This window comes from Paenibacillus sp. JCM 18996 (genome assembly GCF_055392555.1).
Genome location: NZ_AP043884.1, coordinates 527,404 through 547,213, shown reverse-complemented (window position 1 = coordinate 547,213; position 19,810 = coordinate 527,404). Strand labels below are relative to the sequence as shown.

Genomic DNA, 19,810 nt, shown 5'->3' with positions numbered 1-19,810 from the left:
GCCCGAAAGTCTTCTCGTTAAAGTAGCGTTTATCCATTAATCGATGCGTTCCAAATTTCCGTTGGCATCCATCTTGAACCTCGGTTTGTTCTCATCTTCCTCTTCCACCAGGAACGCCATTTTTCTCGCTCTGTCCATAATTTGTATCAGCGCTTTGTAATCGTCGTTCACCACTCTATAATCGGTTTCTACCTCATTTACCTGTTTGCTCAATCTCTCATTTTCTTTTCTTAAGAAAAACAATTCTTCCTCTTTCTCATTCAAGTCCTTTTCTGCACTCTTGATCTGGCGCGCCATCTCCTGATAGGTGGTCTTCCACTGCTTCAAAAACCGGATGACCGCATCAATCGAGATCGCTTCTTCCGTGTATGCTTCGGTTCTGGAAAAGGCTTCGCCTATGTCCATCACTCCGACTCCGGACGAGACGGAGTGGCTGTTTACCGTAGCCACGGCAGAATGGCGTTTGACCTGGTTTCTCTTTTGGCGCTGGGCTTTGGCGATGCCGATCGCTGCCTCGTATTTTTTACGGACAAAGCTGTTCCAGCGAAAACCGCAGGCGGCCGCCGTCCTGCCGATCCTTTCGCCAACCTCTTCAAACGCGGCCAATTGGGTGCCGCCTTCTCTAATTTGACGCAGCGTGACCTCCGCCAAGATCAGGTCATCTTCCTCGCTCCAAGCATCTTGCCTTACAGCTGTCATACGCTTCCTCCTAACGATAGTAATCAAGTATAGCATTAAAGCTTTAAATGATCGCAATAGGGTGTATCCTGTTATTGAACCCGCTAATTTAACTCTATGCCCATAGAAGAATTCATAGAATCTATTTCATACTATCCGGTATTGCCATTTTTTCAGCGCCTCATACGTGCACCATACGTGTAGTTGCATAACGGAACGGGAATGATATAATTTATGGAAAAGTTCATATTTCGCCACTCATTAACCGTTTACACTGCCAAGGGCAGTATGTATAATGAAGGGTAGTTAAAAATGTCAGAAATTGATCGCGAGAACAGAGAGGGGGATGCAGATTATGCCGCGCATGTTTCGAGTTCTGGGCTTTTGGACCTTGGTAATTGCTTTGATGGCTTTGGCCGGCGGAATGATTCCGATGGCTTTGGTTTTCTTTTTTCAAACGGTCATCTTTATGGTCCTGGGGTATATGAATTTGTCTGAACGTACGTACATATTGCTTTTCTGGGGATACATGGTGATCGCCTTCGGCGGATTTACTTACTGGTCTTTCTTCAAAATGAGTGTCTGACAGGCAGCAAGATTCGTGTCTGACAGCAGCAAGCCGCTGTCCCGTAAGTGGCACTTGCACGAGGGCGGATCCTCAAATGAACATGGAACGAAGTTTAGTTCGATACAACATTCATTCGCAATGAGCTTTGTCGACTTGAAAAACCTGCTGTCGAGGTCACCATTTTCGAATGGCCCTTGATAGCAGGTTTAGTCATTTGCGGTGGATGTCCGAGGCCTCTCAAAGCAGCAGGATCAAGGTTTAAAGCTCCTTTCACTGTCCGGTCTTTTTCATCTGGATCAATACCTTGAACAGCTCGCTCATTCCGTCGCTCAGAAGAAGCTGCCGGATCGAACGGTTCCTTTTGGCCCCGGCGGAGAAAGGGTCCCTGCCGTCATGCGCCTGAAGCCGCTCCAATATCCCCTGCCGCACCAGAAACTCCCTTTGCGTCAAAAGCTCCGCTTCGTTCCATCCGAGCTCCTCTCCAACTCTAATGCACGAAGAAAAGTTAACGTGGGAGGTCATGTCCTGCAGTCCCTGAAACTCGTACGGGTTGTCCGCTGCCCGGTGCTCCCGATAGCACAGCAAGGTGCCGTTCATTCTGTGGGGAGTGTACAATTCTTGTGCCGTGTCCCCGTAGTCGATCGAGATAACGGCGCCTTCCTTCAACGAGCTTAATACTCTTTTCAGCCATTCCAAGCCTTCGGTGTGCACTTCAAAGCGCTGGCCCTCCAGCGGCTCTATCCCTTCCAATTCCCGCATAGTCCCGCTGTCCCTTTCCACCGGAAAAAAAACTTCAAAGAAACACTGCCTCCCTGCATCCCACGCCACATAAATTTCCTGCCATATTTTTTTGCTGAAAACGATTCGTTCCACGGGGAATGCGTCTAATAACTCATTAGAGAAAAGGACAGCTTTAGCCATACTGCCTTCAAACCACTCCTCCTCGCTGAGAAACCGGATCCGCTCTTTGTGCTGGCGCAGTTCGGCAGCCTGAAGCGATCTGTGATAAGGGGAAGATTCGATCAATACATACTGCAGTCGGCTGTACCGTTCGGGAGAAAGCCTACGGATCTCGTCCAGAATCTGGCGGGCCAGACGCCCTGTCCCTCCTCCCCATTCAACGAGGTTCCACAATTCCCCGGAATCCGGATCGGCGTGCTGAAGAAAGCAAACGGCCAGCATCTCGCCCATAACCGATCCGACGAATGAGCTTGTATAGAAATCGCCTTGTATTCCAATCTTCGGCCTTTCGGTCCGATAGTATCCGTGCAACGGATGATACAGACATAGCTTCATATATTCCTTAAATGCGATCGCTCTTCGCGGAGAGCTTTGAATCCTTTCTATAATGTCTTGGACCAGCAGTGGGTCCCCCGAACGTTGAACGTTCATCACTCTGCCTCCTTCCAGGCATTAGCGCTTTTTAACACAAGACAAACAGGCTTCCAATCGATATAATAGACTATGCACAAGCATCGGAGGGAGAAATTATACCATGTTGACAAGAAAAAAAGCAGCTACAATCCTGCTCACCGTCGTCTTCAGCATCGCTTTGACCGCCTGCACCTCAGACACGAAGGCCAAGGATGGGGCCATGCAAGCGCTCGCCAAGCAAAAGGAAATAAAGCAGGCCGCTTTCTCCGGAACCGCCGATGTGAAGCTGATCCCCCTGACGGGAACCGCGAATCCGCTGACTATGGGAATGTGGAGCTTTTTTCAGGACAGCAAGACAGAATTTCAAGGGCTTACCAGCACGGATCCCGTACAAATGGAAGCGGATGTGAAGATCACCCCCAAGAGCGCAGGTGCCCCTCTGCAGCTTCCTTTCCTGATTAAGGATAACAAAATGTACTTCCAGCTGCCAATGATAAATAAACCAGATGAATTCTTTGTCGAGGATTTGACCAAAGTGAATAAGCAGCCTTCGGCTTTATCCCCGGACCAGCTGAAAAATACGGCCCAGATGACTACGGACTTATCCAGCACCTTGTTTAATGCCATAGACGCCAAATGGTTCCAAACCGCAAAAGAATCCGTTAAACTGAAGGATGGAACTGCAGCCAAAGCCTATAGGCTGGAAGTGACCAAAAAAAACGAGAAGGAGCTTTCCTCCGCGCTGAACGCGAAGCTTCCCGAGATGATCGATATCCTGAATAAGAATGGAATGATTTCCGCAGATCAGGCCGCCAAAATGAAAGCTGGCCCGAACAAGCCTGTTCAGCTGTTGGCCCCGGGTTTCATTCAGCTTGCCGCGGACGACCAAGGCTTCGTTCGCCAGTTGGACCTGCAGCTTAACTATGCTCCGGAAGGCGCCGGACAAGCCAATACGGTGAGCTTGACTGAAAGCTTCGACGCGATCAACCAGCCGCCCAAATTTGCCAAAGAAATACCGAAAAAGACGCGGTCTTTCGACGAAGTCCTTCAGCTGCTCAAGCCAGCGGCCAAGTAAGAAGTTTCATTTCGCTTTAATCCTTTAACAAACTTAAAACTTTCTGTCATGTTTAACAACCCCCCTGCTGCAATCCAAAACTTCTCGCCGGAGAAGTTTTTGTCATGTTTGTCCACTCCTTATGATAATCTTTAAACAAGGATTAACTGCCTTGCGGAGGGGGTGGCCGGATGAGGTGGAGACTTGCGGTTGGCGGCTTATGCTGCGCTTTTCTCCTGTATACTACGGCAGTCGCGGACGTGCTCGCCGAAACCGGGAGCACGCTGGGCAAAGACGCGCAGAACAAGGATTTGGTGCAGAAGGGCCTGACTTTGTACGAGATTGACCAAGAGCTGGCGCGTATCGCTCTCGAGGACAAGAAGCTCACGGCGGCGATCGGGGAAACCGATACGAAGATCAACTGGCAAAGCCAGAGCGTCTCGGATACGCGAAAGAACGCGGAAAAGGTGCTGAGAGCTTATTACGCGGGGGAACGCGATTCCATCGGGCTGCTTATCTTATCGGCCAAATCCATCAGCGACGCCTTGTTTATTGCTGATTACATGACGATGGTGTTAAATAGCGATGACCGCAAGCTGAAGGATTACTTGACCGCGTATCAACAGATGAAAGAGCTGCAGTCCAAGCAGAAAGAGGACCAGAACCAGCTCAAAGCCGCAAAAGAAAACTACACGGCGATGAGAGCCCGAATGGTGTCCTTGCAGCAGGAACTCAACGCGAAGCTGGCGGGAAAAAACGACTCCAGGCAGGTACTTGACGACATCCGGAACCTGACGTCCCTATGGCAGACTAAGGGAATCCCGGCGTACCGCAAATACTTAATGTCGCTCTCCGAGCAGATGCAGAATATTTCCGAGCTGCTGAGCAGTAACGCAAGCAAAACAACTAGCCTTTCCGTCAATGGCGTCAACTATGTTTTCCAAATGTCGGACACGGATTTAAACGATTTTCTCAGGAAAAAGGACCCTTTGTTCAATACCCTTACCTTCCGTTTCATTGATGGACACGTCCAGGCGGACGGCAGGTATGAGGATATGAACCTGTCCATCCGGGGACATTACGCATTAAATAATACCGGTCCCAAAACGATCGTTCAATTCTACGTGGATGAGCTCAAATTCAACGGGTTTACTCTTCCCGCGACCACAAGCCATGCTTTGGAACAGGAAGTCAAGATGGGGATAGAACCTCAGAAAATCGCGGCTTTTTTGATTCCCGTCGATATTACAATGAATGAAGGCAAACTGACTTTAACGATGAAAATCAAGCTTTGACAGGGGATGAGAAATGATCAAGCTGGCTGTAATTATGGACTTGCCTGAGGGCAAGCTGCCCGGATACTACGCCCAAATCGTAAAAGCGTTGGCAGGCGGCGTCTCCCTATTTGACAGGGAAAAAGAAACGCTGATCGTCAGCGATCCCGAAGAGCTGCAGGCGGTGGAGCGGATAATGGAGCGCTATCGTGTCCCGTTCGACACCGCGAGACTTTTTCTGCTGCCGGATGATGCCCTGCTGACGGGAATATTTACGGATTACGGATTTGAGAGCCGAAGCGGGAACCGTTATATTTTCCAGGAGAAAGCCGCCGTTTTCCGTTTGCAATCCGATCATCGGGAGCTTGCGGAGTCTGATCAAGCCGGAGAACAAATCGCTGAGCATATGATCGCCAAATTCACTCGCGGGCGCGAGGAGATCTATGTGGTGGAAGGCCATTTGCGGGAACTGATGACAGGCATAGCGAAGGCGTACCGCTGCGAGATCGAATGGTTGGCGTAAATCAAATCCGCTTAAAAAGGAAAACCGCCGTGGACCCTGATTGTCCTCGGCGGTTTACTTTCGCTGCGCTCGCTATAATAAATCGGCCGCCAACTGAGCGAGCGGAGAACGCTCCCCTTTTTCCAGCATAATGTGGCCGGCGATGCTCTGGTTCTTGAATCTCTCGATTACGTAGGTCAGCCCGTTGCTCGAGCCGTCCAGGTAAGGATGGTCGATCTGCTCCGGGTCGCCCATCAGCACTATCTTGCTGCCTTCTCCCACGCGGGATACGATCGTTTTCACTTCATGCTTGGATAAATTCTGCGCTTCGTCGATAATGATAAACTGTCCGGGTATGGACCGCCCGCGGATATAAGTTAATGCCTCAACCTGTATACTGCCCAATCCGGCCAGGATTTTATCGATGTCCCCTGATTTTTTCGTATCGAACAAAAATTCCAGATTGTCGTAAATAGGCTGCATCCATGGACGCAGCTTTTCTTCTTTTTCCCCTGGCAGATACCCGATATCTTTGCCCATGGGCACTACCGGCCGGGCAATCAGCAGCTTTTTGTATTTGCGCTCGTCTTCAATCTTCAGCAATCCCGCCGCCAGCGCGAGCAAGGTCTTCCCGGTTCCCGCTTTTCCGCTTAAGGTAACCAACGGAATATCATCGTTGAGCAGAAGCTCGAGGGCCATACGCTGCTGCGCATTGCGCGCCCCTATCCCCCAGATAGGCTCATTGCTGAGATAAAGCGGCTCGAGTCTTTTACCGTCCGCATTTACCTTGAGCAGGGCTGACTTTGAAGTCCCCAGTTCATCTTTCAAAATAATAAATTCATGCGGACGAAGCGGGTAGGCGAGATTCAGCGAATTTACGCTCAGAAACCGGAAAGAGTAAAATTCGTCGATGACCGAGGGATGCACATGAATGGATAAATAGCCTGTATACATATCGGAGATGGGCACAATACTGTCCGTCAAGTAATCCTGGGCAGCGAGTCCCAACACATCCGCTTTTATTCGAACCAACGTATCCTTACTCACCATAATGACAGGTTTAGGATGCTGCTTATCCTGCTCCTCCAAATGGTAATTCAATGCGACAGCCAGAATCCTGTTATCGTTGTTTATGTCGGCAAAAACGTCCTGGAGCTTTAAGAAGCTTTTATGGTTCAATTCGACCTTTAGCATTCCTCCGTTGTCGAGTTCAATTCCGTCGTGCAGCGTGCCTTTTTCCCTCAATTCATCCAAAAGCCGTGAGACATGCCTTGCGTTGCGGCCTATTTCGTCGGCATTCCTTTTCTTGGAGTCAATTTCTTCCAAAACTATGGCCGGGATGATGACATCGTTTTCTTCGAAAGAAAACATCGCATTAGGGTCCTGCAGCAATACGTTGGTATCCAGCACAAAAACTTTTTTCATCTATTGTAGCCCCTCTCCAGCAGTGGTATAGGTTGCGGCGGTACATAGAAAAGGCTTATAAGGATACACTAACAGCAGTATTTCCGATATTATCCGAAAGGAAGCGATCCTTATGAAGCATGCTCTTATCGTATTGCTGTTGGTAATGTTGGCAACAGGCTGTGCCCGGCATAACGTCTCCAGCAAACAAAGCCAGAACCAGAACGCCAATCAGTTAAGCAGGGCCCAGAATTCCACTCCAAGTGGAGACGCAGTGCGTGACAGACAGCCCCAATCTAACAGCTACCTGACTCAAAGCACCAGCGGCTTGAAAGACAATCAGGATGCAACCCGGCAGCAGACGGCTCCTGATCAGACATCATGCGATCATCTCGAGAGGCTGGCTACAGGAATACCTCAGGTAAAAGGCGCTAATTGTGTCAGAGTGGGAAACTATGCGGTCGTAGGAATCGACGTAATCCCAGAACTCGACAGATCCAAAGTGGGCACCGTGAAGTACGCCGTAGCGCAGGCTCTGAAAAAGGATCCTCAAGGAGCTAACGCGGTGGTGACTGCGGATATTGACCTCGGCCAGAGGATCAAATCTTTAAGGGACAGGATCCAGTCTGGTCAGCCGGTATACGGCCTTACCGAGGAAATGTCCAACATTATCGGCCGGATCGTTCCCCAGCTGCCGAGGGATACCCGAGGCCCGGCGGCGAACAGCAACCAGCAGCAGCCCCTCAAAGATAACATGTAATGTCCCATTGAGTACAAAAAGCCATAGGCATAATGCCTAGGCTTTTTTCATGGCTGCAAACACCTGGTTGTCCAGCTTCTCCGCCGCGCGCTTATCGTAAGTTTTCTCAAACTCTGGTTCGACGGAAATGCGAGCGCCATAAAACATGGCGTCCCTAACCGCGGTGATTTTCACCTCGAAACAAGTCAGCTTGAAAGGCACTCCTTCCAATGTGTCGGCGGCCACTTGGGCATGGCCATAAATGGCATGGACCGAGCCGGAACCTATTAAAGTCAACGTTACCAAAGCATTGTTCTGCATATTCGCAATCAATCTTGACCTCTGGTCCACGGCAAACCGCAAGGTTTCGGAATCTACCGGATAAATCCAAGAAATGGCGTTCATGGTAGGGGATCCTGTTTCGAGGTCAATGGTGCTGAGCAGGATCAGCTTCTCCTGCTGAAGGCTGTGAAGCAATGGGTCAGTTAGTACGGTGACAGTTTCAGCCATAAATCCGAGTCCTCCTATGCTTACAAAACATCATTCGCTTAAGCTCAATCTGCAGATCATCGCTGTCGTTCTAGCTTTAGTATAACACAGCAGCGAGCGCGCTTTCTATAAGTTGTGCGCCGCTCTCTTCCAGCAGCGAACCTCTTGAAGAGCGGCATCTACAAAGGCCTGCTGCTTAAAGAGTATAGTCCTATTGTATCGCCTGAGGCACGATTATATGTCCCGCCGTCCCCTGCTTTTTTACAATACTCGGGCCTGTGAGATAAAGGACGATCCTGCCAAAGGCAGTTTTACTTGGAGCGGGGCTTGGCAGACTGAACGGTGTTGTTGTAAACCGGATTGGATTCGATATCGAACAGCAGTTGCTCCGCAGCCTCGCGGTCGAACAGATGGCTATGGGTAGCGCCCTCCAGGGTGTACTGCAGCTCAATCGAGGCGCTGTCGCTCCCCGCTACCGCAAAATCAGTCAAAAGATGGTCTTCTCTCAGCATGGCCTCAAAAAAATGAAGCGTCTCTTTGGCCGCCTCATCGTCAGGCCTTCCCTCGCATACGATTGTCATCTGCAGCCAATTGAACAAAGCGTCCCGAAGGCGCATCCGGATCACCCTTTCCACATGAAAATGCGTACAGTGCTAACCGTTTTTTTTCCGGGTCCTGCCTTCCACAAAATATCTTACCCTGACAAGCAGCATTAACCCGATCGCAACGAGCATGCTTGGCACGATGGGGATCTGCGGCGGCACCAATTGAAAGAACAGCAGGATCAGCGCGCCAACGCCCAGCAGTAAATAAACAATGGCAGCTTTCAGAACGGGCAGCTTGCGTACACGGAACACTTTGTTATAAATGTAAGCCAGGCAGACATAAATGGCAACAAAAGCAATCGATGGATGTTCACTTAACCAGGCGGTCATCGCTTCATCCCTTTCCTGAATTTATGAAAAGGAAAGCCCTGGCCTAAGCCGGACCTTCCTCCTATTGGACAGCCGTATAGTAAATTAAACGTTAGCTTCCGCGGTTTTGCGGTGTTTTTCCGCTCTTTCGCGTTCGTTCTTGTTTAGGATTTTTTTGCGAAGACGAATGGATTTCGGAGTGATTTCGCAATATTCGTCGTCGTTCAAGTATTCCAGCGCCTGCTCCAGGGAGTACAAGCGAGGTGTTTTCATCTTCACGGTGTCGTCTTTACCGGAAGAGCGGACGTTGGTCAGCTGCTTCTCTTTGCATATGTTGACGATAATATCGTTGTCGCGGGTATGCTCGCCCACGATCATTCCCTCATATACCTCGGTTCCGGGTTCCAGGAACAGAATACCGCGGTCTTCGATTGAAAGAATACCGTACAAAGTGGACGTGCCGTTCTCGCTGGAAACAAGTACGCCTTGGTGGCGTCCGCCGATTCCGGAACCCAGATAAGGGCCGTAGCTGTCAAAAGCGTGGTTCATAACCCCGTAACCGCGTGTCAGAGTCAGGAAGTGAGTACGGTAGCCTATCAGGCCGCGGGCAGGGATCAGGAACTCCAGACGGACTTGGCCTGTGCCGTTGTTGATCATGTTCACCATTTCGGCTTTGCGCGATCCCAGGCTTTCCATGACAGCCCCCATGCTTTCTTCAGGCACGTCGATAATGAGACGCTCCAACGGTTCGCTCTTCTGTCCGTCAATCTCCTTGATGATGACCTCAGGCTTGGATACCTGCAGCTCGAAGCCTTCGCGGCGCATATTCTCGATAAGGATGCCCAGGTGGAGCTCGCCGCGTCCGGATACGATAAAAGCATCAGGAGAATCGGTCTCTTCCACGCGCAGGGAAACGTCGGTTTCCAGCTCTTTGAACAAACGTTCGCGCAGTTTTCTGGAAGTGACCCATTTGCCTTCACGTCCAGCAAACGGGGAGTTGTTAACCAAGAAAGTCATCTGCAGTGTAGGCTCATCAATTTTGAGCACCGGCAGAGCTTCCGGGTTCGCCGGATCTGCAATCGTTTCGCCGATATTGATTTCCTTAATTCCGGCGATAGCGATGATGTCGCCCGCTCCTGCTTCAGCGATTTCCACCCGTTTCAAGCCTTGGAACCCGAACAGCTTCTCGATGCGCGCCTGCTTCACAGCGCCTTCCCGAGTCATTACCGCGACAGGTTGGCCCTGTTTAATGATTCCGCGGTTAACGCGTCCCACCCCGATCCGTCCCAAATATTCGTTGTAATCCATCAGTGTTACAAGGAATTGGAGCGGCTGATCGACATTTTCGGTAGGATGAGGGATATGCTCGATGATGGTGTCGTACAGAGCCATCATATTATCGTCCTGCTGTTCCGCATTCAGACTCGAGGTTCCCTGTAAAGCCGACGCGTATACAACCGGGAAATCCAGCTGCTCGTCGTTAGCTCCCAATTCGATAAACAGATCCAATACTTCATCCACCACTTCAGCCGGACGGGCGTTAGGGCGGTCAATTTTGTTGACGACGACGATAGGGGTCAAATTCTGCTCCAAAGCTTTACGAAGGACAAACTTGGTCTGCGGCATTGTGCCTTCGAAGGCGTCAACCACAAGCAGCACTCCGTCGACCATTTTCATGATGCGTTCCACTTCGCCGCCGAAATCGGCGTGTCCCGGAGTATCAACAATATTTATCAGGAAATCCTTGTAATGAATGGCTGTATTCTTGGCAAGAATGGTAATTCCGCGCTCCCGCTCCAGGTCGTTGGAATCCATAGCCCGATCCTGGACGGCTTCGTTGTCCCTGAAAGCGCCTGACTGTTGAAGCAGCTTATCCACCAGAGTGGTTTTACCGTGGTCTACGTGCGCGATAATAGCAATATTTCTAAGTTTTTCTCTTGAGTGCATGGTTCATATCCTCTCAATCCACAAAATAAGCGCCGACTTTGAACGCCGACGCTCCGCTTTTTCATTTATTATATGTTAAAACACGCCAAAAAGCAAGAAAGTTGTCGTTTCTTTACTGAATATTAATACCTGCGACGGTTATCAAAGCCTCCTCTTTCTAAGCAATAATACGACACCGGCTGCCAATAACGCAAAGGCAATCACGTAAATTCCCATGGTGAACAGCATCATAAAGGCGAAGAAAACGGCCGAGACTGCGGCAAGAATGATCGCTGCAGGCAGCGCTCCTCTCAGCGGATAACGGCTGTACAGATGAAGCTCGAATAAACCGACGGCTGCGGCGAGAATAAATCCCGGCCAAATATATTTCATCGTGTGCCAACCGAAAATGTTGCAGAAAAAGAACATCAGCGAGATGGTGACGAGAGCACCTCCCGGTACGAGAATCCATGCCGGAGCGATATTTCCGAAATAAAGGAAATGAAGCAGCAGCCCGGCGCCCAGAATCAAAATCGGCCACAGCACATAGCCTATCTGCGCGAATACTCCGGTCTTACCCAGTAAAAGAAAAATAGCGATTACGATAAACAGAATCCCGATGGAAGCATTGTTCCTGGCCATACGCGCATCCCCTTTTAATGAGCCGATTGAGCCAATTACAAGGTCTGACCCAAATGTTGACGCTTCCTACAGTTTAGTACACATTGCGACAAAATTCCAGTTCCGGCCTAGAATCAGTGCGGCAAAGCTCCCGATCCCACCTGAATCACACCTGCGTACGAACGCCGCCATCCCCTTAAGCGAAGGCTGAACTCCTCCCCTGCTCAAAATCCTTCGAGGAATAAGGTAGTCCCGTTTTCCGGCAGCCTAACGATATTATACGCGTTTATGTGTGTTTCCTGAAGAAAAGAGCATCTTCTTGAGTATGCCGGCAACAACGACCACGATAGTTGCGGCGGCAGGGATGACATGGTGCGCGTTCGGAAGGCCCGCGAGTACGAGCTCATGCATTTTCTGGTCGTTCACGAACATTTCTCCGGCTGTATATCCGAGAATTGCCGCGCCAAGATAGACAAATACCGGATACCGGTTGAGCAGCTTCATTACCAGCGTGCTTCCCCAGACAATAATCGGAATGCTGAGCCCTATACCAAGTATAATGACGGCAGTGTCATTGTTCGCTTTGGCCGCGATCGCAAGCACGTTATCCAGGCTCATGACGAAATCCGCCAGGATAATCGTCCATACGGCGCCGCCGAGCGTGGACGCCTGCCTTACATCAGAGTGCCCTTCCTCGTCAACCAGCAGCTTCAGGGCAATCCACATTAACAGGATAGCACCGGCGGCCTGTATGTATGGAACGTTGAGAATATGTACAGCGGCAATAGTCAAAAGCAGCCTCAGGCCGATCGCTCCGAAGGTCCCCCACCAAATGGCCTGCTTCCGCTGGCTGGATGGAAGATTTTTGCTCGCCAAGGCTATGACTACAGCGTTATCTCCACTAAGCACAATATTAATTAACATAATTTGCAGAAAAAGCAGCAGCCATTCCAGCATGATCGGAAGCCCCCTAATCGTTGAATTTATTTCAGTGGCATGTGGACATCCTTACATATTACGCTTGATGAGGAAAGAACTTTCCTTTTATTTAGAACAACTCCTGCAAGCTTTCGTCCTCGAGGTGCGGACCTATTACCACCGTTTCCGTGTTTTGAACCGTCTCTTCGATCAGACGTTCCAGCCATTCCAGCCGCCCCTCTATATTTTCGATCACCTTGAGATTCGGATTAGTGCTTGGGGATGGCGGCAAAAAGATCGTGCAGCAATCTTCATACGGGAGAATGGAGAGTTCGTAAGTATCGATTTTTCTGGCAATATTAATGATCGTTTGCTTGTCGGACATGATCAGCGGCTGAAGGACAGGAATATTCACTACTCTTCCGATCGCATTCATGCTTGGCAGCGTTTGGCTTGCCACCTGGCCCAGGCTTTCTCCTGTCACAATGGCCAACGCTTCCTGCCTTTCGGCAAGCTTTTCGGTAATCCTGAACATCATCCTGCGCATAATTGTAATCGACAAGTTGTCCTGGTAGGCTTGATGAAGCCTGGTCTGCAGCTCCGTGAAAGGAACAAAATGCAGCTTGAGCTCCCCGCCGTACAGGGAAAGCTTCTCAGTAAGGTCCGCAACTTTCTGTTTGGCTCTTTCGCTCGTATAGGGATAGCTGTGAAAATGGACCGCTTCGATCTCCAGCCCCTTTCTCATCGCCAGCCATCCGGCAACCGGGGAATCGATTCCTCCGGACAGCATCAGCATCGCTTTTCCGTTGCTGCCGTAAGGAAATCCGCCCGCCCCCTCTACCACCTCGGAAAAGATCAAGGCCTGCTCTTCGCGCAGCTCGATTCGGAGCTCGGAGTCAGGCCGGCGCACATCTACCTGCAGCTCTTCCATCGCATGAAGAATATAGCCTCCGACAAGGTCATTCATTTCGGGCGTGTCGTATGGAAAGCGCTTGTTTACTCTTTTAACGGCAACTTTAAAAGTTTTGGGCGCAGGACTAACCGATTTCATCACGCGCAGCGCGGTTTCACGGATAAGCTGCAGGTCGAGCGGAGCGGTGAACACCGGGCTAAACGACTCCAACCCGAAAATACGCTTAAGTACGGCAGCCACTTCTTCATAGGGCTCACCGCTCAAACGAATGTAAATCCGCCCGAACTCCGTGATAAACGTAAGCTTCGTAAAGCGCGCCGCCGCTTTTTTAATATGCCTTAACACTGTGTTTTCGAAACGGGAACGGTTCCTGCCTTTCAAATTCAATTCTCCCAGCCTCAGCATGATCAAATCCGGAATCATTTCGCCCTCCTGCCGCTTTGCGCGGCTATCGGAGCCAACTCCCGGACTACGGCGCGCAATGCTCCGCAGAGCTGTTCGGCTTCCTCCAAAGTGTGTGCGCCTGAATAGCTGATGCGCAATCCGCTAATGGAGTGGGCGCGGTCCAATCCCATCGCAACCAGCACTCTGCTCGGCTGCTCCTCCTCCGAGGAGCAAGCTGAGCGAGTGGAAATGAACATTCCGTGCTTCTCCAGCGCATGGACGACCACTTCGGACTTCATGCCGGGAAAGCGAAAATGGACAATATGGGGGGCCATAAGCGGGGAGTGCGCGGGGCCTGTCAAAGCGAGCTCAGGCAGCGACTGGATCGTTTGTTCCAGCATTTCACGGATTTCGGAGGTGCGGGCCGCCGTGCGCTCCCTATTCTCCATTGCCATTCGTATGGACTTGGCCATGCCGACTATGCCCGGCACATTCTCCGTGCCGGAGCGCAGCCCATGCTCCTGGCCTCCGCCCAGAATAAGCGGTTCCAGCCGGACTCCCTCTCTCCTGTAAAGAAACCCCGCGCCTTTGGGCCCGTTCAATTTGTGCGCCGAAACGCTCAGCATATCGATTCCCCATTCCGCCGGTTCCAGCGGCAGCTTGGTGAACGCCTGCACCGCGTCAACATGAAACGTTATGCGAGGGTGGTCCTTGAGTAGCTTGCCTATTCGTTCCACTGGCTGTATCCTGCCCGTTTCGTTGTTTACATACATAATGCTCACAAGAAAGGTGTCTTCCGTGAGCGCCGACTGCAAATCCTCCAGGCGCACAGCACCCGTGTGGTCCACCGGAAGATATGTCACCTCATATCCTTCATTCTCCAACCTTTTGCAGCATTCATAGACCGATGCATGCTCCACGATCGAGGTGATAATATGTTTGCCCTTATTCTGCATCCTCTCTGCCAGCCCTCTAATCGCCAGATTGCTGCTTTCACTGCCTCCCGAAGTAAACACGATCTCCTTTGGCCTTACTCCCAAAGCGCCGGCTATGGTTTCACGCGATTTTTGCAAAAGCCGCTCAGCCAGCACCCCCTGCTTGTGCAGAGAGGACGGGTTGCCGTAGTATTCTCTCATCACCTGCTCCATCGACTTGATCACTTGTTCAAAGGGAGGAGTGGTTGCTGCGTAATCCCAATATTTCATAGCTTGTCTCCTTAGTATGTCTGACCAGCATTTATACAGACAAAAAGAAAAGACGCCTCCGTCTCTTCTTCTCATTGCGATCTTGTTTTATTATATCATACCGCTTCGAATTGCTTTTTAAAACCGAGCACCTTGGGGATATAATGTTGCGTCTCCTTAGGCAGCAGATGGAGCTTGGACATGAGCTCATTGTCATTGGCCGCGCTGAGAGCGTCTACCCTGCCGGGTCCCGCGTTATACGCCGCCAAAGCCATAGCGGTATTACCGTTATATTTTTTGAGCAGCGCCGAGAGGAACTTGGTTCCGCCTGTGATGTTTTGCTCGGGATCAAGCGGATCCGTTACCCCAAGGCCGCGGCCCGTTTCGTCCATGAGCTGCATCAGACCCTTGGCTCCCGCGCGCGACACCGTCTCCGGATTAAAATCGGACTCCGTGCGGATGACAGCCTTTACGAGGCTGGGTTCAACGCCGAATTTGCGGCTGGCCCTTTCGATGATCGAGTTGTAGTCCGTCGGCGAACTCTTCACTTCGGCAACCTGCACAGGCACATATCCCTTGGCCAGCAGTTGGACCGGGAGAGCCGATGTCTGCTTAAGCTCGTTCGCGGCCCCCGCGGCAGACGCAGAATGATTCTGGTCGGACATCATGCTCTCAAGTAAGGATATAAAATCGGTGTCTGGGCCGGAGCTGTACTCCGCTGTATTTTGGCCGGAAAAATAGTCCATTTTATTCAAAAACTGCAGCCGCAGCACTTCTTTCACCGTACGGGGATCGATATTCATCAGTCTGCTGTCGCTCCTTATCTGTCAAATAACCTTATTGTACCATAGAGCCTGTACGAATCCAGTGAAAATTGTCCTATTCTTTTTTCACAAAGAATCGTATAACTTTTCCCAATGCTGCAAATGCTATTTTTACTAAGTTTTAAGGGGGACCCCATCGATATGAGATCTCTGCTGGATTCGCTGTCCAGATTAAACCTGCTTCTGACATTCGTGGTTCTCCTTGCCGCTCATTTTCTGCTTTACTACTCATTGGGCACGGGCAATTGGTTTGCAGTCGCCCTAGTTGCAGCGTCCGTAGATACAGCTGTGCTTGGTATCCTGCAATTGGTCTTGCGATCGACCCGCGCGCGCTGATAAGCCCTTTACACGTTTATTTAGGCCCTTAATTGGAGTGCGGCTTTCGGCGAATATGAGAAATTCGGGACAGCAGCAGAAACTTAAAAAAGCCCCTTTCGGGGCTCCGCCATTCCTTCTTAAGACTTCTTCGGTTCAAAAGTATGGCAGCACGTGCTGCGGGCGGAAGACGCATGATCCTGATGAGCCGTGTCATAAGCTTCTCCGCCAAACTCCTCGTTGAAATTCATATTCGCATGCTGGTCGATCTCAATCATAATGGAATCGGCGTTACAGTTGTTCCCCTGTGCCCAATAGTTACAGTTCTGTACGCTGCACTTTACAATTGGCTTTGTCATTATCATCACCCCTTTTACAATGTTCCCGTTTCGCAGAGGCGTTATGCTTTACGACAGCCCGGCCTGCCGTGCATTTCGTGGATTGCGCTCCACATCCTGGCAGGCAGTAACCACCCGGACACCGCAAGCAATCCTGCAAAAGCAAATCTTCTCAGCGCAAACCCATTCTTTTTAGCAAGCCTCCTTTCTCCGCAGAAATCGCTTGCATAATTTGCTGCGACAAAAAAAAAGATGCCTCCTCGGCACCTGCATAGTTACGCTTAAACCTTCTCGCCCTGCATGCGTTTCTGGGTGATATAATCCGTCTCGTAGTAAGACAGGTCTTCCCGCAGCACCTCAAACACTTTGGACAGCTCAATCGTTAAATCCCTTACCTCGCGCACCGGCTTTTTGCGGAAACGGATCGCGTCCTGTCCCGTATAGGCATACCGGCCGTCTTCGGAGTAACACTCGTTCCTGGGATAGAAAAAACTGTTGACACAGCTGTGATAAACCTCATACAGCATTTTTTCGGCATAATCGACATTGAAATTCGGGCGCCGCAGGCTCACTCCCAATTTCTCGTAAGCCACTTCGCAAAAGACAAGCAAATGTCTTGTATCGGATAAATACCCCCGGTAAAAATCATCCATGGCGCTGTCATTTTCTTTATTCAAACCGGCTAAGGAATGGTTATTGAGAAACAGCTCCATTTTGGCGATGGCCACTTTCAATTTGGTTCTGGTAGATTCTGAAAGATTTTTGACATTATTAACAGGCATCTGGATAAGACATCTCCTTCAAAATAAAAGCGTATAAGTGCAGAAGTGTGATTAAGCATACTCTTTATATCCTACCATAAAAACGAGGGAAAAGTAATAAGAGGCGAGCGGTTTTTATCTTGAAAAAGTCACCAAAACGAGAAAAGCATAAATCTGTCTGCGCGGTAAACTCTAAACCATAACATCTTTGCCCTGATTGGGCTGAAGGAGGAGTTTACTAATGTGGCGCTATACGATGACCTTACTTTTAATTATGCTGTGCGGAGTCCTTTTGCTCCCTAGAGGGGCGGTAGAGCGCAATCGGCGGGTGACACCGGATCCGGAAACGGAGATGAAGGCGAAGCATACCCTTTTGTCCAAAGATATCCAGGCGACAGACGACTTGTGCAGATCCCAATGTATTTTGTCATTGCAGCAGACGGCCCGGGATTTGGGGGGTGGAAAGCAGCAGGTTGCGCAGGCTCTGAAGAAGCTTCAAAAGGAACATCCCCATATGAAGACGATCTATTGGTCGGACAACAACCAGGACCTCACCCAGGCGATTGTGGCAGGCGAGCCGAACGGCGCGGTCAACCAATTGGCTTCAGCCGATTTGGCGAAGGCCAAGGAAAACGCCAAACGCGGCGAGACTTTTCTGTCAAAGACGATTGAAAAAGACGGCGAGCCTTACATGGTAGCCGAAGTCCCGACCGCAGACGGGAAGGCATCCTTGATTGCCGTCGTGCATCAGCAGATTTTGAAGCAAGTCAAAGACCATCAGGTGAAAAATCTGAGGATCGCTACTTTTCCGAACAGCGGGAATTATAAAATCAAGACAGTGGAGCCTCATACGCTTCAGGACGTGAAAGTGAACCATCCGGAGGATAACCAAGGTGTTTCGCATTATCATAAGAACGAGGTGGTCGTCAAATTCCGTACTCCGCCGACGGATGAGCAGTTAAAACAGATCCAGTCGGAGATCCAGTCGGAGCATATGCGCAAGCTTGGCCATAATTACGTGTTCCGTTCCAAGACTATGGAAGCCCGCCAGCTGATGCAATATTTTAACAATTGGAATGTCCATTACTCCGAGCCGCACTTTCTTTATTTAACCAACGAAACGGCGTCGCCGCTCACACCGGTGGATCCGAAAGTGATCACTCCGAACGATACGCTGTACAGCAGATATCAATGGAACCTTCCCAATATTGATACGGAACGGGGGTGGGCGCTGAACAAGGGGGCGTCGGACGTTATTGTGGGTGTCGTCGACACGGGCGTAGACATGGACCACGCCGACCTGCAGGGCAGGCTAGCGCCAGGCTATAACTTCATCGACCGGGGAAGCAGGCCTATGGACGATGTCGGCCACGGCACCCACGTGTCGGGTGTGATCTCAGCGAACGTGAACAACGGCATAGGCATAGCCGGCATGAACTGGTTCGGTAAAATCATGCCCGTTAAGGTACTGGACTCCTCGGGAACCGGAAATACTTACTCGGTTGCGGAAGGAATTATATGGGCGGCAGACCATGGAGCGAAAGTCATCAATATGAGCCTGGGCAACTACGCCAATGCGCAGTTCCTGCATGACGCGATCCGCTACGCGTTTGACAAGGATGTCGTGCTGATCGCCGCCAGCGGTAACGACAATTCCTCCGAGCCGGGGTATCCTGCGGCCTATCCGGAAGTACTGGCTGTGGCCGCTACCGACTCGCAGAAAAAGAAGGCGAGCTTCTCCAACTATGGCGATTACATCGGCGTGAGCGCTCCGGGAGTGAATATCGCGAGCACTTATCCGCATAACCAGTACGCAGCGCTGTCCGGCACCTCGATGGCCAGCCCGCATGTGACGGCTCTGGCCGCCTTAATCCGCGCGGCCAACCCGGACCTCAAGAACACCGAAGTAATGGAGGTCATCAGGCAATCGGCCAAAGACCTGGGGCCAAAGGGAAGGGATCCGTACTACGGATTCGGTGAGATTGACGTGGCAAGTGCGCTGCAGCTGGCCACCAAACAAAGCGTATCACCGGCCGTCAACAATGAAACGAACCCGCCGCGGCCCGACTCCTGGCTGCCTGCATGGCTTCGCCGCTGGTTTGGATAAAACGGCGTCCAAGTAACGGAAACTTTGAAAATTAGACATAAAGAAAAAACCGCCGATCAACGGCGGTTTTCCCATATTATAAAAGGTGTGCTTGAGTAAAAGAAGTTTTCCGTAAGCCGGGTTCTGTACTTCCAGTGGTCCAAACGGGCTCTTCCCTCCCACCGTTGAAGCGACAATCATCTATCTAGGCCTGCTATTGCCAGCAGGCTCAAGCGACCAACCCGGACGCGCCTCGGGCTAAGGCTGCCGCCGCGCAGACGGCTGCGTCCCTCTTAGGTCTTGCTCCAGATGGGGTTTACCAGGAATATTGTCACCAGTATTCCTCGTGGTCTCTTACACCACGGTTCCATCCTTGCCTGTGCGGCACCATGCGGTGCGCGCCATCGGCGGTCCATTTCTGTGGCACTATCCTTCAGCTCGCGCTGACTGGACGTTATCCAGCATCCTGCCCTATGGAGCCCGGACTTTCCTCTCGCGGCTTATCGCCGCCAGCGATTGTCTGTTAAACTTCCCTAACACACAA

Annotated in this window: 21 protein-coding genes and 1 other RNA gene; 7 read left to right on the top strand and 15 right to left on the bottom strand. The window is 50.8% G+C overall.

The window, feature by feature from the left end; all coding sequences use genetic code 11:
• Nucleotides 1–36: 36 nt before the first annotated feature.
• Nucleotides 37–699 carry an RsfA family transcriptional regulator gene (locus tag ACZ5N7_RS02645; protein WP_464657157.1) on the bottom strand — a complete coding sequence of 221 codons (663 nt, stop codon included), beginning with the start codon at nucleotides 697–699 and terminating at the stop codon, nucleotides 37–39.
• 334 nt (nucleotides 700–1,033) lie between these two features.
• On the opposite strand from ACZ5N7_RS02645, the gene ACZ5N7_RS02640 reads away from it, so the two are divergent.
• Nucleotides 1,034–1,264 (top strand): DUF2626 domain-containing protein, encoded by a 231-nt coding sequence (locus ACZ5N7_RS02640; protein ID WP_464657155.1) that lies wholly within the window; start codon nucleotides 1,034–1,036, stop codon nucleotides 1,262–1,264.
• 252 nt (nucleotides 1,265–1,516) lie between these two features.
• Here the strand turns inward: ACZ5N7_RS02640 and ACZ5N7_RS02635 are convergent, their stop codons facing one another.
• A complete protein-coding gene (locus ACZ5N7_RS02635) occupies nucleotides 1,517–2,638 on the bottom strand; it encodes a class I SAM-dependent methyltransferase (protein WP_464657154.1) in 1,122 nt (373 codons plus the stop codon).
• Nucleotides 2,639–2,741: 103 nt separating this feature from the next.
• Here ACZ5N7_RS02635 and ACZ5N7_RS02630 point away from each other — a divergent pair, with 103 nt between their 5' ends.
• The 3 genes from ACZ5N7_RS02630 (at nucleotide 2,742) to ACZ5N7_RS02620 (ending at nucleotide 5,471) form a co-directional block, all read left to right on the top strand.
• Nucleotides 2,742–3,695 carry a hypothetical protein gene (locus ACZ5N7_RS02630; RefSeq protein ID WP_464657152.1) on the top strand — a complete coding sequence of 318 codons (954 nt, stop codon included), beginning with the start codon at nucleotides 2,742–2,744 and terminating at the stop codon, nucleotides 3,693–3,695.
• 170 nt (nucleotides 3,696–3,865) lie between these two features.
• Nucleotides 3,866–4,969, top strand: a complete 1,104-nt coding sequence (locus ACZ5N7_RS02625; protein WP_464657151.1) for a coiled-coil domain-containing protein — start codon at nucleotides 3,866–3,868, stop codon at nucleotides 4,967–4,969.
• Between the two features lie 13 nt (nucleotides 4,970–4,982).
• Nucleotides 4,983–5,471: a hypothetical protein gene (locus ACZ5N7_RS02620; RefSeq protein ID WP_464657149.1), complete on the top strand. Its 489-nt coding sequence runs from the start codon at nucleotides 4,983–4,985 to the stop codon at nucleotides 5,469–5,471.
• A 72-nt stretch (nucleotides 5,472–5,543) separates the two neighbouring features.
• Here the strand turns inward: ACZ5N7_RS02620 and ACZ5N7_RS02615 are convergent, their stop codons facing one another.
• The gene (locus tag ACZ5N7_RS02615) at nucleotides 5,544–6,875 is read right to left on the bottom strand and encodes a PhoH family protein (protein ID WP_464657147.1); all 1,332 of its coding nucleotides are present in this window, start codon (nucleotides 6,873–6,875) and stop codon (nucleotides 5,544–5,546) included.
• Between the two features lie 112 nt (nucleotides 6,876–6,987).
• On the opposite strand from ACZ5N7_RS02615, the gene ACZ5N7_RS02610 reads away from it, so the two are divergent.
• On the top strand, nucleotides 6,988–7,614 hold the full coding sequence (locus tag ACZ5N7_RS02610) for a YhcN/YlaJ family sporulation lipoprotein (RefSeq protein WP_464657145.1): 627 nt from the start codon (nucleotides 6,988–6,990) through the stop codon (nucleotides 7,612–7,614).
• Nucleotides 7,615–7,650: 36 nt separating this feature from the next.
• Here the strand turns inward: ACZ5N7_RS02610 and ACZ5N7_RS02605 are convergent, their stop codons facing one another.
• The 9 genes from ACZ5N7_RS02605 to ACZ5N7_RS02565 form a co-directional block, all read right to left on the bottom strand.
• On the bottom strand, nucleotides 7,651–8,103 hold the full coding sequence (locus ACZ5N7_RS02605) for a pyridoxamine 5'-phosphate oxidase family protein (protein ID WP_464657144.1): 453 nt from the start codon (nucleotides 8,101–8,103) through the stop codon (nucleotides 7,651–7,653).
• Between the two features lie 290 nt (nucleotides 8,104–8,393).
• Nucleotides 8,394–8,699, bottom strand: coding sequence for a hypothetical protein (locus tag ACZ5N7_RS02600; RefSeq protein WP_464657142.1), 306 nt, complete (start codon nucleotides 8,697–8,699; stop codon nucleotides 8,394–8,396).
• A 36-nt stretch (nucleotides 8,700–8,735) separates the two neighbouring features.
• Complete coding sequence (locus ACZ5N7_RS02595) at nucleotides 8,736–9,017, bottom strand: YlaH-like family protein (RefSeq protein WP_464657140.1); 282 nt, start codon at nucleotides 9,015–9,017, stop codon at nucleotides 8,736–8,738.
• An 84-nt stretch (nucleotides 9,018–9,101) separates the two neighbouring features.
• Nucleotides 9,102–10,943, bottom strand: a complete 1,842-nt coding sequence (gene typA / locus ACZ5N7_RS02590) for a translational GTPase TypA (protein WP_464657138.1) — start codon at nucleotides 10,941–10,943, stop codon at nucleotides 9,102–9,104.
• A 141-nt stretch (nucleotides 10,944–11,084) separates the two neighbouring features.
• Complete coding sequence (locus tag ACZ5N7_RS02585; RefSeq protein WP_464657136.1) at nucleotides 11,085–11,564, bottom strand: hypothetical protein; 480 nt, start codon at nucleotides 11,562–11,564, stop codon at nucleotides 11,085–11,087.
• Between the two features lie 255 nt (nucleotides 11,565–11,819).
• Entirely contained in the window at nucleotides 11,820–12,500 is a 681-nt protein-coding gene (locus ACZ5N7_RS02580) for a TerC family protein (protein ID WP_464657134.1), read from the bottom strand.
• Nucleotides 12,501–12,591: 91 nt separating this feature from the next.
• Nucleotides 12,592–13,797 carry a tRNA uracil 4-sulfurtransferase ThiI gene (gene thiI, locus ACZ5N7_RS02575; RefSeq protein ID WP_464657132.1) on the bottom strand — a complete coding sequence of 402 codons (1,206 nt, stop codon included), beginning with the start codon at nucleotides 13,795–13,797 and terminating at the stop codon, nucleotides 12,592–12,594.
• Nucleotides 13,794–14,963, bottom strand: coding sequence for a cysteine desulfurase family protein (locus ACZ5N7_RS02570; RefSeq protein WP_464657130.1), 1,170 nt, complete (start codon nucleotides 14,961–14,963; stop codon nucleotides 13,794–13,796). Before ACZ5N7_RS02570 ends, thiI begins: the two co-directional genes overlap by 4 nt.
• Before the next feature lie 95 nt (nucleotides 14,964–15,058).
• Nucleotides 15,059–15,745: a lytic transglycosylase domain-containing protein gene (locus ACZ5N7_RS02565; RefSeq protein WP_464657128.1), complete on the bottom strand. Its 687-nt coding sequence runs from the start codon at nucleotides 15,743–15,745 to the stop codon at nucleotides 15,059–15,061.
• A 162-nt stretch (nucleotides 15,746–15,907) separates the two neighbouring features.
• Here ACZ5N7_RS02565 and ACZ5N7_RS02560 point away from each other — a divergent pair, with 162 nt between their 5' ends.
• Entirely contained in the window at nucleotides 15,908–16,102 is a 195-nt protein-coding gene (locus ACZ5N7_RS02560; RefSeq protein ID WP_464657126.1) for a hypothetical protein, read from the top strand.
• A gap of 119 nt (nucleotides 16,103–16,221) precedes the next feature.
• On the opposite strand, the gene ACZ5N7_RS02555 is transcribed toward ACZ5N7_RS02560, so the two are convergent.
• Both ACZ5N7_RS02555 and ACZ5N7_RS02550 read right to left on the bottom strand, forming a co-directional pair.
• On the bottom strand, nucleotides 16,222–16,440 hold the full coding sequence (locus tag ACZ5N7_RS02555) for a DUF1540 domain-containing protein (protein WP_464657124.1): 219 nt from the start codon (nucleotides 16,438–16,440) through the stop codon (nucleotides 16,222–16,224).
• Nucleotides 16,441–16,700: 260 nt separating this feature from the next.
• Nucleotides 16,701–17,201, bottom strand: coding sequence for a YpuI family protein (locus ACZ5N7_RS02550; protein ID WP_464657122.1), 501 nt, complete (start codon nucleotides 17,199–17,201; stop codon nucleotides 16,701–16,703).
• A 220-nt stretch (nucleotides 17,202–17,421) separates the two neighbouring features.
• Between ACZ5N7_RS02550 and ACZ5N7_RS02545 the strand changes: the two genes are divergently transcribed.
• The gene (locus ACZ5N7_RS02545) at nucleotides 17,422–19,287 is read left to right on the top strand and encodes a S8 family peptidase (protein ID WP_464657120.1); all 1,866 of its coding nucleotides are present in this window, start codon (nucleotides 17,422–17,424) and stop codon (nucleotides 19,285–19,287) included.
• Nucleotides 19,288–19,384: 97 nt separating this feature from the next.
• Here the strand turns inward: ACZ5N7_RS02545 and rnpB are convergent.
• Nucleotides 19,385–19,798: RNase P RNA component class A (gene rnpB, locus ACZ5N7_RS02540), an RNA gene on the bottom strand.
• Nucleotides 19,799–19,810 lie beyond the last annotated feature (12 nt).